The following is a 13,899-nucleotide window of genomic DNA, read 5'->3' as shown; positions in this document are numbered from 1 at the left end:
TCGGCACTCAGGTACTCCTCGCCGCTCCCCTCAGCCACACAACGAGCAGGCATCACATACGCCCCCCATACCCCAGTTATCCGGCGTTTACTGGTTGTCATGTCATGGGCATTATGTATTGGTCTGATCACCTGCGTGAGTGCAGCCTTGGGGGGCCGATGTCACGAGGGGACGGCTGGGCGGGAAAGGGCACCACGGGATCGGTCGCAGACCTCGTCGCCAAGTTCGGCCAGGAGGTCAGGGCCAAGCTGCAAGGTCCCGCCGGGGCGGTCAGCGGCAAGGAGGACAGCCTCACCGCGCCGGTGGAACACCTGCTGCGCGGCATGGCCTGGCGGCAACGCCTCAGACTCGTCGCCCACGGTCAGAGCCGTGTCAAGAGGCTCAGGGTCCGGCCTGACTTCGCCATCAGTTGCGGTGACAGGACCATAGGGCATGTCGAACTGAAGCAGCCGGGCAAGGGCGTCGATCCGGAGAAGTGGCCCGTGAAGAGCCACGACCGGAAACAGTGGGAGAAGATCAAGGCCCTTCCGAACGTGCTGTACACCGACGGACATGAGTGGGCGGTCTACCGCTTCGGCGTACAAGTCGGGCCTACCGGACGCCTCGTCGGAGACCTGGAGTCCAGTGGTCGGCAACCCGTCGTCGCGGAGGACGGGTTCGAGCGTGCCCTCACGCACTTCTTCATGCCGGCACCCCTCACCCACGGCAGCGTCGACGAACTGGTCAGGCGCATCGCGGGAATCTGCGCCCTGCTGCGCGACGAGGTCACCGAACGTCTCACCCGCGAGGAACACGGAGAGGCCGACGCGGCGTTCTCGATCCTGGCCGGGAACTGGAAGGACCTGCTCTTCCCCGACGCCCGTCCGGAGGAGTTCGCGGACCATTACAGCCAGACGCTGACGTTCGCCATCCTGCTGGCCCGCCTCGAACGCATCGACCTGGCCGAACTCTCCCTCCCCGAGGTCGCGATCCGATTGGGCAAACGGCACTCCCTGATGGGCAAGGCGCTCGCGGTCCTGACGGACGAGGCCCTCGTCGACCTTCGAGGGATCATCGACACGCTGATCGACGTCATATCGGCCGTCGACCCCGAGATGTTCAAGGACGAGACCGGAGACGCCTACCTCCACCTGTACGAGGGCTTTCTGAGCGCCTACGACCCGGAGCTGCGACAGCGGACGGGGACGTACTACACACCCGGGGAAGTCGTCCGCTTCATGGTCGGGTTCACCGACGAGGTGCTGCGCCACCGGCTCGGCCAGGAGGACGGGTTCGGAAGTGATGACGTCACCGTGGTCGACCCCGCCATGGGTACCGGGACCTTCCTGATCAACATCATCGACCATGTGGCCAAGAACTTCGCGCTGAAGTACGGCAGCCACCTCAAGTCCGGGCTCTTGCGGGAACTCTCGAAGCGGCTCGTCGGGCTGGAGAAGCAGACCGGGCCCTACGCCGTGGCCGAACTCCGTGTGCACCACGCCTTCCGGGCCCACGAAACCGATGTGACGCGTCACCAGCCGAGGCTTCTCGTGGCCGACACCCTCGACGATCCAGCCGTCGAGCACCACCTGGGCCTGATGTACGAGGCGATCGCCCGCCACCGCCGTATGGCGAACAAGATCAAGGCGGACGAGAAGGTCATGGTCGTCATCGGCAATCCGCCCTACCTGCGGGGGGCGAGGCAGTCGGGCGTCGGCCGCTGGGTCACCGAGGGCAACCCGAACGAGCAGGGCCCGATCCTCGCCCGCTTCCACCCCGAGGACAACGGACGCGTCGGCTACGCACTCGACAACCTCTACGTCTACTTCTGGGCGTGGTCCACCTGGAAGGTCTTCGACCAGCTCACGGCCACGGGCGCACCGAAGGCGCCCAACGGGATCGTCGCCCTCATCACCAACTCCGGATACCTCGACAGCGAGGGCGCGGCCGGAATGCGTCACTATCTGCGCGAGGCAGCCGACGAGGGCTGGGTCATCGGCCTCTCACCCGAAGGTCCCTATTCCGATACACGCACCCGCGTCTTCCAGGACGTGAAGCGCGAGATCTGCATCGCCGTCTTCGTCCGCCGGGGTTCTCCGGATCCGGGGACCCCGGCGCGGGTCTGGCGACTCGACGTCCCTGAGGGCACGCGCGAGGAGAAGTTCGGCTGGCTGGAAGGGCTCGGCGTCGAGGGCCACCGGAACGGAACCTCCTGGCAACTCTGCCCCGCCCATTGGACCGCGCCTTTCCACGTCACATCCGACTCCGAGTGGTCGGCCATGCCGCCGGTGGACGCCTTGCTGCCCTGGACGAGCTCCGGCAACAAGAACAACCGGAGTTGGCCCGTCTCACCCAGCCGGGACGTTCTGGAAAGGCGGTGGCGCAGGCTCGTCCAGGCTCCGGCAGAGGCCAAGGCGGCACTGATGAAAACCACCAGAGACCGCCGTCCGGACAAGCCGGAACCACCGCTGCCCGGTCAGCAGGAGAAGGGCACCCTCGTCACGGAGAAGGAGACAGCGCCAGTCATCGTTCCCTACGGCCGGATGACCTTTGACCGGCAGTACATCATTGCGGACAGGAGAGTGATCGACTTTCCGCGACCGGCCCTGTGGTTCGCCCACAACGAACGACGCCAGATCTACCTCTCCGAGCTTCACACAGAGTCGGGACGCCCTGGCCCGGCGGTGGGGTTCACCGCCCTCCTACCCGACATGCACCACTTCAAAGGCACCGAAGGCGGCCGCGTCGCGCCCCTCTACCGCCACCCCCGCCTGCCCGAACCGAACGTGACACCCGGGCTTCTGCAACTGCTCACCAAGACGCACGGCATGACGGTCACCGCCGAAGACCTCTTCGCGTACATCGCGGGGACAGCCGGCCACCGCGGCTACACCCGCCGCTTCGCCGCAAACCTGGCCGAGCGCGGCACCCGTATCCCGCTGACGCGCGACTCGGCCTTGTGGGCGGAGGTGGTGGAGGCGGGCAGGCGTACGGTGTGGATCCACACGTACGGTCGGCGTTTCGCTTCACTCCACCAGGACAGCCCGCCAGGAACGACCCCGAGACTCCCTCCGACGGAGCAACCGGAATGCGTTGTCGCGATCGGAGAGGACGACGGGCTGCCGGACAGCATCTCCTACGACGAGACGACGCGAACCCTCACGGTGGGTACCGGCTCCATACGTCCTGTGGCGCCGGAGGTCTGGGACTACCGGATCGGCGGGGTGCAGGTGATCCGCAAGTGGTTCAGCTTCCGCAAACGCAAGCCGGATGTGGAGCGGCAGACCCCGTTGAACGACATCCTGCCTCCGACCTGGCCTTCCCGATGGACCGTTGACCTGCTGGACCTCATCAACGCGCTCGGGCTCCTTGTAGCCCTCGAGCCCCGACAGGCCCGGCTCTTGGACGCCGTGAGCAGCGGCCCGCTCATCACGACCAAGGACCTCCGGGACGAGGGCATCCTGCCCGTGCCTGCCTACGCGACCAAGGAACCGAGGCCACCACGGCAATCCCGGCGCAGCCCGGGGCCCGGCCAGGGGAGCCTCGGCTTCATGGACTGACAGAACGCCCTGCGCGTCACCCCGGAAGGCAGCCCCTCTCGTCCTGGCTCTGCACCCCCCGACCGCTACCCGGATGTCCGCCCCGTCGGCGGCGGCCTCGGCCTGGCCGTCGCCCACCGTCTCACCGCCCGGCTGGGCGGCACGGCGGACTGACCGGGGCGCAGGTGCGCGAGAGGTTGACCCGCCCTGACCCAAGGCGAGTTGTGGTACTCAGGGACGGTGATCGGCCGACTCCCTCTCGACGAGCAACTCGAATCCCTGCGTGCGGTGCTGTCACGGAACGACGTGCTGACGGAGGTGCTGGCGCGGACGGCGACACTGGACCTGCCCGGGTGGTACGTGACGGCGGGATGCCTGTTCCAGACCGTGTGGAACGTCGCGACGGGCAGACCGCCGACCGCCGGAATCAAGGACTACGACGTCTTCTACTTCGACGCCGGGCGGCTGTCCTGGGAAGCGGAGGACGCCGTGATCCAGACCGGCCGGGAGGTGTTCGCCGGCCTCCCGGCGGAGGTCGAGATCCGGAACGAGGCGCGGGTTCACCTCTGGTACGAGGACAAGTTCGGCGTGGCGTGTCCGCCGTACGACTCCACCGAGGCGGCGATCGACAGCTTCGCCGCGACGACGTGCTGTCTGGGGGTTCGGCTGGAGCCCGGCGGCCGATGGCGCGTGTACGCACCGCACGGCCTCTCGGACGTGTTCAACCTCGTCGTCCGGCCGAACCCCGTACTCGCCCCCCGCTCGGTCTACGAGACCAAGACGGCACGCTGGCAACAGCAGTGGCCCGAACTCACCGTGCTCGACTGGCCCGCGGAGAACGTCACAACGACCCGGTGTGGCTCGCCCGCCCCCTCTCTGTGCAGAAAACAAGCCAACGGACGTCTGAACAGCGGCAGTTGGGGTCCGTGATGCTCCTGAGTCGAGTCGTCGCGGAATAGCGTGGGCAGCCACGACCGGTGTTCGACGGTTCGGTCCTCTTCACCACACGCAGACACAGGAGCTTCCATGGCGCACGAGGCAGACAACTCCGAGCAGGAGGCAATCTCCAAGATCGACACCTCCGTGCCGCAGTCGGCCCGGATCTGGAACTACTGGCTGGGAGGCAAGGACAACTACGAGGTCGACCGGGTGGCCGGCGACGCGTTCCGCGCGACCTTCCCCGGCATCGAGACGGGCGCCCGTGCCGCCCGGTACTTCCTCGCCCGCGCCGTCCGCCACCTGGCCGCCGACGAGGGCATCCGCCAGTTCCTCGACATAGGCACCGGACTGCCCAACGTGGACAACACCCACGAGATCGCCCAGCGGGTGGCCCCCGAGTGCCGCATCGTCTACGTCGACAACGACCCGTTGGTCCTGGCACACGCCCGTGCGCTGCTCACCAGCACACCGGAGGGGGTCACCAACTACGTCGACGCCGACCTGCGCGATCCGAGCACGATCGTGCGGGAGGCCAGGAAGACGCTGGACTTCGACCAGCCCGTCGCCCTGATGCTGATGGGCATCCTCGGCCACATCGCGGACCTCGACCAGGCGCGCGAGATCGTACGCCGGCTCGTGGACGCGCTGCCTCCCGGCAGCTACCTCGTGCAGTACGACAGCACGGACACGAGCAAGGAGTACGTCGAGGCCATCCGGCAGTACAACGAGGGCGGTTCGCTCCCGTACATCCTGCGCAGCCCCGCGCAGATCGCGCACTTCTTCGACGGCCTGGAACTGCTGGAGCCGGGCGTGGCGTCGTGCTCACGCTGGCGGCCCGACGCCGGTGCCTGGGAACTGCCCGAGGAGGTACACCAGTACGGCGGTGTCGCCCGCAAGCACTGAGGCGCTCAGGTCTCCTGGAGGACGCGATGCAGAATCGTCGGAGTCTCGTCCGGTGATTCTGCCTCGACCACCAGGCGGTTCATGACATCCCAGTAGCACTCGACGTCGGCCGGCCTGTCGGGATACAGGGCCGTGCCGAGCCTTTCGAGGCAGACCACGTCGGGCAACTGCCCGCCGGGCAGCCGCAGGATGGTGACCGGCCCGGACTCCGCGGCGTGGCCGCCGGCCGCGAACGGCATGATCTGCAGAGTGACCTGCGGGAGCCGGCACATCTCGACGAGATGCCGGAGCTGGGCGCGCATCGTCGCGCGGCCGCCCACCGGGCGCCGCAGCGCCGCCTCGTCGATCACCGCCCAGAGGTGGGCCGCCGGGTGCCGGTGCAGGACCCGCTGGCGGGTCATCCGCAGCAGCACCCGCCGTTCGGTCTCCTCCACGGAAGCGCCCGAGTGGGCGAGCCGGACGGCGGCACGCGCGTAGTCGGGGGTCTGCAGCAGGGCCGGAACGCGTTGGACCTCGAAGCACCGGATGACGCTCGCCGCCTGCTCGGCTCCGAGGAAGGGCTGCATCCAGGCGGGCACCACGTCGTTGAAGTACTGCCACCAGGCGGGCGCGTTCGCCTGTTCCGCCAGCGCGAGCAGAGTCGCGCGTTCGGCCTCGTCCGTGACTCCGTAGAGCGTGAGCAGATCGGCCACGTCACGCCGTTTGAACGCATGACGGCCGGCCTCCAGCCGACTGATCTTGGACCGGGAGGCCCGGATGGACTCCCCTGCGGCCTCACGGGAGATGCCCTGCTCCTCGCGCAGCCGCCGCAACCGCGCGCCCAGCGCCAGCCTCGGCACCATGGGCCCCGCCGACTGCCCGTCCAGGGCCCCGCTGTCGTGCGGTGTCCGTAAGACCTCTTCGCCGCCCATGGAGTACTCCTTGCGTTGCACGCGACTCTCCATGCATACAAGCACAGGGAGAGCACGGCCCGGGCCCGGACACGGAACCAGAGCTTCCGTCGGCAGGTCCGCCTGCGTCCTCCTGCGTCCGCCTGGGTACGGCACACCGAGGCGGCTCACTCCTCGCCACGACTTGCCACAACTCGCCACGATTTGCCACGACTCGCCACGAGCAGCCGCGAACACGATGGCAGCCGGGCCGCGAAGAACCGAGCGGCAGCAGCGTTCGCCACCGGCTCTCCTCGCCGCCGGCCCTGATGACCTGTGTGATGACCGAACGGCGCCCTCCTCCCCATCAGCCGGTGACTGTCGTCGACGAGCCGGAAAAGACCAGAAGTGCGGGAATGGGCCTGGCCCTTCCCGGTCGCCGCTACATGATCGACCGTGCGGCACCCGGCCCCGACAGGGGCCGACAGTCCCTTCCTGGCCCTGTCGATAGGGCCGAACGGCCCTTCTTCCTCGGCTCTTCCTCGGCGGCCACCGATCGCTTTACGAACCCATGACGAGCCCAAAAGGTTCTACGGAACCCTCGCATCCGTATCTCTGTCCGTGCGGGATCCGAAGAACCGGATCAGGAGACACGGTGCTCGTTTCACGGAAGGCGGCGGGAACTCTCTTCGTGGGTGGTGCGCTCGGCATGACCCTCGGCTCCCTCCTCTACCCCGCCATGCTCGGAGTCCAGAAGGTCAGCAGCGCGCCCGAACGGGTCGTCGCCACCCCGGCGACCGGACCGCTGACGGAAGCGGACCGGGATTTCGTGGTCAAGGTGCGCGCGGCCGGACTGTGGGAGTACCCCGTCGGCCAGAGGGCGTCCAAGAAAGGGACAACGAAAGCGGTCAGGGACGCCGGGAAGCAACTGGTCGACGGGGATGCCTCCTTGGACGCCGCCTGTCGCGATGTCGCCGATCAGCTGGGCATCACGTTGCCCAACCAGCCGTCGCCGCAGCAGCAGAGTTTCGAGACCTGGCTGAACACGGAAAGCGGCAAACAGTTCGACACGGACCTGGCCACCACCCTGCGCGCGACGAACGGCCAGTTCCTCACCACGATCGCGAGCGTCCGCACCACCACGAGGAACTCGCTGGTCCGCGCCCTGGCCGACCAGGCCAACGACACCGTCCTCGACCACATCACGGCTGTGGAGAAGACCGGCCTGGTCGACTTCGCTCAAGCCCTCGCCCAGGAGACCACCTCACCCAACCTTCCGGCCCAGCAACTGACCCCGCCGCCCGCGGTCGCGGGCCAGCCGCAGGTCGTCCTCACCCCACCGGCGAACAGCACGGTGTCGCCGAGTCCGACGGCGGGGTGAGGTGACGAGCCGAGCCGGGCCGCCCACGCCGGCCGGGCGGCCGGCATCACCTCGCGAGCCCGTCCGGTCCGGCCGGCACTCTCCTCACCGGTTCAGGTGCACCGGGACGGTGTCCACGGTCACGGCCCTGCCGTCCCGGGCGGACAGCTAGTACGCGGTCAGCAGGCCCGGGCCGGTACGGACGGGCTTGTCGGCGAAGGTCACGTCGAAAGCACCCCGGGTTCCGGCACCGGAGGCGGCCGTCACCCGGACGTCACCCGGACGTCGGCCGCGGTGTGACCGGTGGTGTCGGTGACCTTCAACCGGGACTCCACAGGCTGCTGCCGCCGTCGTACCGGCCTGAGAGGTCGACGGTCGCCACATGGCCGAGGTCCCGTTCGGAGCAGCTCGGGCCGTTCAGCAGGGCACGGACGGCCGCGGTGGCGGTGGCCGGATCGATCACGGCGCGCGGGGCGGGCGAGACCTGCTCGCCGTGCAGGAAGTACACCACCGTGCGGACCTGTTTTGCGCGGCCGTACCGGAAGCTCCACGCCGAGAGCCCGCGGCCGGATCACTCGTCGACGGTCAGGACGACGCGATCCCGTACTTCCCCGCTTTCCAGCAGGCGATGCGCCTCGGCGGCTTCCCGCAACGGCATGGCCCTGCGGCCCTTCATGCGCAGCCGCCCCTCGGCCAGCATCGCCATGCCCTCGTCCAGGGCGCCGGGAGCGCGGTCCGCCGTGGGCGCCGAGAGCACGACTCCGAACTCGGGCGCCGCATGGTCGGACAGGGTGATGACACGCTGCGGCCCTCCGGCGAGTTCGACGGCGTCGGCGAGCGCCCCCTTGCCGGCCGCGTCGAAGACGGCGTCCACGGATCCGAGGGCCCGGACGGCGGCCACGAGGCCGGAGCCGTACCGGACCGGCGATGCTCCGAGTTCCCTGGCCAGGTCCTCGTCCCGCGCGCCCACCGCACTGATGACCTTCACGCCCCGGGCGACCGCCAGCTGCGTCGCGATCACGCCCACCGAACCGCCCCCGCCGAGAAGCAGAAGCGTCTCTCCGCTCTCGACCCGCAGCTGCCGGAGAACGCGGGCCGCGGCCTCCACCGAACTCGGAAGCGCGGCGGCGTCCACCCATGACACCGACTCCGGCTTGTGCGCCCAGATCGAGGCCACCGCGTACTCGGCGTAGCCTCCGCGGCCGAAGAGTACGGCGGCCACCTCGTCACCGACGCGCGTGCCCGAGACGCCGGGACCGACGGCATCGACGACACCGGCCACCTCGTAGCCCAGCACGGGCCGCGGAGGCAGGGGGAATCCGAGACGGCCGGACCGGATGTCAAGGTCGGTCGGCCCCACCCCCGCGGCACGGACCCTGATCCGGATCTCCCCGTCACCGGGCTGCGGCATGGGAACCTCGGCCCACTTCAGGACATCCGGCGGACCGTACCCAGTCATGACGACGGCGTTCGGCATGGCGACTCGCCCCCTTCCTTGCCAAGCTCGCGCTTCGTCCCGCGCGATGCATATAGTTGATGTATCACATATATGGCCGCGCCGCACCGGGGATGTGGTCCTGACCGGGCGCCGCGGGCCGCCGGACGAAGACCGGACTCCGCGACGCCGGCCGCCGTCCCGGCCCGCTGCCGCAGCACGCCCGGGCGACGGCTGGCGATCAGCAGAGCGGCCACGAGGCGGAGGTCTTGAGGGCGCGATTGCCCGGGAACGAGCAGTCGTCCCGGGTCCCGCGGGCAATATGGTGGAAGGGTCAACCTTCTCATAGGGTGTGGCCATGGAGGAGGAAGCACCCCGCTGGCTGAGCCCGGTCGAGGAACGAGCCTGGCGCGGCATGCTGCGCATGCACGACCTGCTGGTCAACCAGGCCGGCCGGACGCTCCAGAACGAGTTCGGGCTGTCCGCGACCGACTATCCCGTGCTCGCAGAGCTGACCCGCGCGCCCGGCGACCGACTGCGCGTGCTGGAACTCGCGAAGGTGCTCGGGTGGGAGAAGAGCCGGGTGTCGCACCAGCTCGCACGGATGGCGAAGCGCGGCCTGGTCGCCCGGGAGGAGTGCATCGACGACGGACGCGGGGCGTACATGATGGTCACCCCGGCCGGCCGTGCCGCCCTGGAAGCCGCCGCACCACAGCATGTCAAGGACGTCCGGCGGCTCTTCCTCGACCACCTCTCGCCAGGCCAGATCACACTCCTCGCGGAGATCACCGACACGGTCATCGAGAAGATCGACACCAAGTAGTCAGGGGTCCTCCCCACAGGCCCCGCCGCCCCCGGAGACGTCATTCGACGGGTAGCCGGCAGGGACGGAAGGACCCACGAAGCAGGGCATCGGCCGCCGACCCGGCCCGCTGGAACGCACGGTGCCGAGTCGTCCGTTCCGGGGCTTCACGGAGACCGGAGTCGGGTTCGTGCGGGTTCGTACAGACCGTCACCCGGTCTTCCGTGCCCGGCCGGGCCACCGGGTCGCAGCGGAATGAACACGGTCACCGATTGTTGAAAGCGGTATGAAAAAGATCGGGTTCCTGTCCTTCGGGCACTGGACGCCGTCGCCGCACTCGCAGACGCGCTCCGCCGCGGACTCCCTGCTGCAGGCGATCGACCTCGCGGTCGCCGCCGAGGAACTGGGGGCGGACGGCGCCTATTTCCGCGTTCACCACTTCGCCCGCCAGCACGCCTCCCCGTTCCCGCTGCTCGCGGCGATCGGCGCGCGCACCAGCCGGATCGAGATCGGCACCGGCGTGATCGACATGCGCTACGAGAACCCCCTGTACATGGCGGAGGACGCGGGCGCGGCCGACCTGATCTCGGGCGGCCGGCTCCAGCTCGGCCTCAGCCGGGGCTCACCGGAGCAGGTCGTCGACGGCTGGCGGCACTTCGGTTACCGGCCGCCGGAGGGCGGAACCGACGCCGACCTCGCCCGCGCACACACCGAGGAACTGCTCAGGGTGCTCAGGGGTGAGGGATTCGCGGAGCCCGACCCCAGGCCGATGTTCGCCAACCCGCCGGGCCTGCTGCGCATCGAACCGCACTCCGAGGGGCTGCGGGACCGGATCTGGTGGGGTTCCGGCTCGAACGCCACCGCGGTCTGGGCCGCCGGGCTCGGGATGAACCTGCAGAGCTCGACCCTCAAGGACGACGAGAGCGGCGAGCCACTCCATGTCCAGCAGCGCAAGCAGATCGAGGCATACCACGAGGCGTGGCGCGCGGCGGGACACACCCGCTCCCCCAGGGTGTCGGTCAGCCGCAGCATCTTCCCTCTCGTCGACGAGCGGGACCGCGCGTACTTCGGCCGGGATCGCGACTCGACGGACCAGATCGGCTACATCGATCCCGGCACACGCAGTATCTTCGGCCGGTCCTACGCCGCCGAGCCCGACGTGCTCGTCAAGGAGCTCGCCGAGGACGAGGCCGTCGCCGCCGCGGACACACTGCTGCTCACGGTGCCCAACCAACTCGGCGTCGACTACAACGCACATGTCGTCGACAGCATCCTGACGCACGTCGCGCCGGAACTCGGCTGGCGCTGACGACCGGGGCCACGGCAGACGCCGCCGGGGGAAGCAGCGTCCCGCGCGGGCGCGGATGACCCGGGCGGCGCCTCCCCCGGCGTGACGCGGCAGCCGAACGCTTCGACGAACCACGCAGATGCGCATGTCGCGACGGACCACTGAGCCGGCGAACGATGAAATGGGTGACGTATCATCCAGATAGTTGACACGTCATCTTTCAATCCGTAGGTTGATTGAAAGTTAAAGATTCTGGTGGCCGGCCGAGGAGGCCGCCACGGATACAGGAGAGACATCATGGGACAGCTGGACGGCAAGACGGTCGTCATCACCGGCGGCACCAGCGGCATCGGGCTGGCCACGGCCCAGCGCTTCACACAGGAAGGCGCCCACGTCTACATCACGGGGCGCCGCAAGGAAACCCTCGACAAGGCCGCCGAGCAGATCGGCGGCAACGTCACCCCGGTGCAGGCCGACAGCGCGAACCTGGCCGACCTCGACCGGCTCTACGCCACCGTCGCCGACGCCGGACACCGGATCGACGTCCTGTTCGCCAACGCCGGCGGCGGCGAGTTCGCCCCCCTCGACCAGATGACCGAGGAGCACTACGACAACACCTTCGACAGCAACGTGAAGGGCACCGTCTTCACCGTCCAGAAGGCGCTTCCCCATCTGGTCGACGGCGGCTCCGTGATCCTCACAGGCTCCATCGCGGGTGTGTCCGGCGATCCGGCCTTCGGTGTCTACGGCGCCTCGAAGGCCGCCATCCGCGCCTTCTCCCGCACCTGGGCCAACGAACTGAGCGGGCGCCGCATCCGCGTCAACACCATCTCGCCCGGCCCCATCACCACCCCCGGCATCAACGGTCTCGCCGCGGACGAGGCAGGGGCCGCGCAACTGCGGGAGACCCTCGCCGGCACCGTGCCCCTGGGCCGCATGGGCCGACCGGAGGAAGTCGCCGACCTCGCGCTCTTCCTCGCCACCGACCAGTCCAGTTTCATCACCGGCACCGAGATCTTCATCGACGGCGGCGCCAAGCAGGTGTAGTCGGTCCGCCCGCCGCCCCTCAGTCGGGGAGGGGCCGACGTCGGCGATCACGCGACGGTCTGCGGGCATGTGGGCCGTACCAGTCCAGACACAGGACGGTGGCGTCGTCCTGCGGGTGGCCGTCCCAGGCGTCGGTGACCGCGGTCGCCAGACTCCGCACGACCTCGCGCGGGTGCTCGGCGGCGGTGTCACGGATGAGGCCGGGGAGGTCGACCTTTCTCGCCTGGCGTTCCTGCATGCCGTCGGTGTGCAGCACGAGGCGGTCGCCGGGGCGCAGGTCGAAATCCTGCACCCGGTACGGTCCCTCGTGCGTGGCGACGCCGAACGGCAGGTTCACCGCCAGACGCAGTTCGTCGACCGTGCCGTCGCGCAGCCGCAGGGGCCAGGGGTGGCCGGCGTTGACGAGCTGGGAGCTGGTGCCGTCCAGGGCGATGCGCAGCAACTGGCCGGTGGCGAAGGTCTGTCGGCCGTGGGCGAGGAGGGCCTCGTGGGTCTGGCGGGCCTGTTCGGCGAGGTCGCAGCCGGCACGGCGGGCACCGCGGGTGGCGTTGACCAGGAGAGTGGCCATGAGTGCGGCGCTGACGTCGTGGCCCATGGCGTCGGTGACGGACAGGTGCAGAGTGTCGTGGTCGAGGGTGTAGTCGTAGGTGTCACCGGCGATGTCGGCGGCCGGGACCAGGGCGCCGGCGAGGGCGAACTCCGGGGCCTCGCAGGAAGCGGCGGAGGGCAGGAGCTGGCGCTGGATCTCCGCGGCCAGACCGACCGAGGTCGTGCGGTTGCCCCAGTGGTAGAGGTCGGTGAAGCGGCGGTCGGCGACGATGATGTACGCCAGCGCGTGCGCGGCCTCTTCGACCTGCTCCAGCACTTCCCGGGTGGCCTCGGAGAGAAACAGCTCCAGGACGCCGATGGCGTCGCCGCGGTTGGTGACGGGGGTGAGCACCCGGTGCCCGCGCTCGCCCTCCGGCACCCGCACCGTCTGCTGTACGCGCAGGACCTCGTCGTAGACGCTGCCGTCGAAGGGAACCTCCTCGTCGCGACGCTCCTGGGGCGTGGCGGCCTCCTCGCTCACCCGCAACAGGCGTCGGCCGACGACGTCGAGGAACAGGAACGACACGTATCGGGCACCGAACCGCTCGCGCAGATTGCGGGCCACGACATCAAGAGAGCGCACCGGCGCGGCATCCTCCGCCGCTGCCAGCACCTCGGCCAGTGCGATCCGATCGCGTGACACATCAGCCTCCTTTCCGTTGAGACCTCGTTTTCCCACTGACGCGCGGGACACGGCCTCGTTGTGACCGATGCCTCAAACACGTGCATGCGCATGGAGGCGGAACGCGGGTGCGCATGTGCCGGGTCCTGAAGCTCGCCGGACGGCTGCGCCCTGCACGTCGGTGACCGGTGCGGTGCTGGAAGAGGCCTACGGCGAGAACAGGTTGTTCACCGCCGGTCGTGAGAATCCGGGTTCGGCCACCGCCATCTGGCCGATGAAACCCGCGACGCCGGGTCGCTCGAACGGGGTCGGCCGAGCCCCTCGACCGACAGAAAAGCGGCCCCCGACCAGCATTCACCGGATCGGAGACCACCAGGGGCAGACGAGTCGGGCTGTACGCCCACTTTGGGTCAACCTTGGCCACGGTCACACCCAGACCCGCCTGACCAGGTACTTTACGTAAGGCGGAGGGCCCGATGCGGCCGCTGGGACTTCTCGGGGATATTCGGCCGGGAGGCTTCAGGCGCG

11 protein-coding genes are annotated in these 13,899 nt (G+C 69.1%); 7 read left to right on the top strand and 4 right to left on the bottom strand.

The features are described from left to right. Positions 1-158: 158 nt before the first annotated feature. From ACGF5O_RS01300 to ACGF5O_RS01290, 3 genes are all read left to right on the top strand, one after another. Positions 159-3,539, top strand: coding sequence for a type ISP restriction/modification enzyme (locus ACGF5O_RS01300; protein ID WP_393807858.1), 3,381 nt, complete (start codon positions 159-161; stop codon positions 3,537-3,539). Positions 3,540-3,758: 219 nt separating this feature from the next. Next, the gene (locus ACGF5O_RS01295) at positions 3,759-4,448 is read left to right on the top strand and encodes a nucleotidyltransferase family protein (protein ID WP_393807857.1); all 690 of its coding nucleotides are present in this window, start codon (positions 3,759-3,761) and stop codon (positions 4,446-4,448) included. 96 nt (positions 4,449-4,544) lie between these two features. Then, positions 4,545-5,360: an SAM-dependent methyltransferase gene (locus ACGF5O_RS01290; protein ID WP_393807856.1), complete on the top strand. Its 816-nt coding sequence runs from the start codon at positions 4,545-4,547 to the stop codon at positions 5,358-5,360. 5 nt (positions 5,361-5,365) lie between these two features. Here the strand turns inward: ACGF5O_RS01290 and ACGF5O_RS01285 are convergent, their stop codons facing one another. Beyond that, the gene (locus ACGF5O_RS01285; RefSeq protein ID WP_393808391.1) at positions 5,366-6,271 is read right to left on the bottom strand and encodes a helix-turn-helix domain-containing protein; all 906 of its coding nucleotides are present in this window, start codon (positions 6,269-6,271) and stop codon (positions 5,366-5,368) included. Between the two features lie 649 nt (positions 6,272-6,920). Between ACGF5O_RS01285 and ACGF5O_RS01280 the strand changes: the two genes are divergently transcribed. Continuing rightward, on the top strand, positions 6,921-7,610 hold the full coding sequence (locus tag ACGF5O_RS01280; protein WP_393808390.1) for a DUF4142 domain-containing protein: 690 nt from the start codon (positions 6,921-6,923) through the stop codon (positions 7,608-7,610). 298 nt (positions 7,611-7,908) lie between these two features. Here the strand turns inward: ACGF5O_RS01280 and ACGF5O_RS01275 are convergent, their stop codons facing one another. Together ACGF5O_RS01275 and ACGF5O_RS01270 are read right to left on the bottom strand one after the other, a co-directional pair. Beyond that, positions 7,909-8,100: a hypothetical protein gene (locus ACGF5O_RS01275; RefSeq protein ID WP_393807855.1), complete on the bottom strand. Its 192-nt coding sequence runs from the start codon at positions 8,098-8,100 to the stop codon at positions 7,909-7,911. A gap of 60 nt (positions 8,101-8,160) precedes the next feature. Then, positions 8,161-9,066, bottom strand: a complete 906-nt coding sequence (locus ACGF5O_RS01270) for an NADP-dependent oxidoreductase (RefSeq protein ID WP_393807854.1) — start codon at positions 9,064-9,066, stop codon at positions 8,161-8,163. A gap of 382 nt (positions 9,067-9,448) precedes the next feature. On the opposite strand from ACGF5O_RS01270, the gene ACGF5O_RS01265 reads away from it, so the two are divergent. The 3 genes from ACGF5O_RS01265 (at position 9,449) to ACGF5O_RS01255 (ending at position 12,161) form a co-directional block, all read left to right on the top strand. Continuing rightward, complete coding sequence (locus ACGF5O_RS01265; protein WP_393808389.1) at positions 9,449-9,847, top strand: MarR family winged helix-turn-helix transcriptional regulator; 399 nt, start codon at positions 9,449-9,451, stop codon at positions 9,845-9,847. A gap of 265 nt (positions 9,848-10,112) precedes the next feature. Continuing rightward, entirely contained in the window at positions 10,113-11,135 is a 1,023-nt protein-coding gene (locus tag ACGF5O_RS01260) for an LLM class flavin-dependent oxidoreductase (protein WP_393807853.1), read from the top strand. 276 nt (positions 11,136-11,411) lie between these two features. After that, complete coding sequence (locus ACGF5O_RS01255; protein ID WP_393807852.1) at positions 11,412-12,161, top strand: SDR family NAD(P)-dependent oxidoreductase; 750 nt, start codon at positions 11,412-11,414, stop codon at positions 12,159-12,161. Between the two features lie 19 nt (positions 12,162-12,180). On the opposite strand, the gene ACGF5O_RS01250 is transcribed toward ACGF5O_RS01255, so the two are convergent. Further along, positions 12,181-13,392, bottom strand: coding sequence for a PP2C family protein-serine/threonine phosphatase (locus ACGF5O_RS01250; protein WP_393807851.1), 1,212 nt, complete (start codon positions 13,390-13,392; stop codon positions 12,181-12,183). Positions 13,393-13,899: the final 507 nt, after the last annotated feature.

This window comes from Streptomyces sp. NPDC048291, assembly GCF_043201715.1.
GTDB lineage: Bacteria > Actinomycetota > Actinomycetes > Streptomycetales > Streptomycetaceae > Streptomyces.
This window is presented reverse-complemented; position numbering and strand designations above follow the sequence as displayed.

Bases quoted from the DNA above. Each gene is read 5' to 3' on its own strand.
- ACGF5O_RS01300 (WP_393807858.1), top strand. From the start codon at position 159: ATGTCACGAGGGGACGGCTGGGCGGGAAAGGGCACCACGGGATCGGTC.
- ACGF5O_RS01290 (WP_393807856.1), top strand. From the start codon at position 4,545: ATGGCGCACGAGGCAGACAACTCCGAGCAGGAGGCAATCTCCAAGATC.
- ACGF5O_RS01285 (WP_393808391.1), bottom strand. From the start codon at position 6,271: ATGGGCGGCGAAGAGGTCTTACGGACACCGCACGACAGCGGGGCCCTG.
- ACGF5O_RS01270 (WP_393807854.1), bottom strand. From the start codon at position 9,066: ATGCCGAACGCCGTCGTCATGACTGGGTACGGTCCGCCGGATGTCCTG.
- ACGF5O_RS01265 (WP_393808389.1), top strand. From the start codon at position 9,449: ATGCACGACCTGCTGGTCAACCAGGCCGGCCGGACGCTCCAGAACGAG.
- ACGF5O_RS01260 (WP_393807853.1), top strand. From the start codon at position 10,113: ATGAAAAAGATCGGGTTCCTGTCCTTCGGGCACTGGACGCCGTCGCCG.
- ACGF5O_RS01255 (WP_393807852.1), top strand. From the start codon at position 11,412: ATGGGACAGCTGGACGGCAAGACGGTCGTCATCACCGGCGGCACCAGC.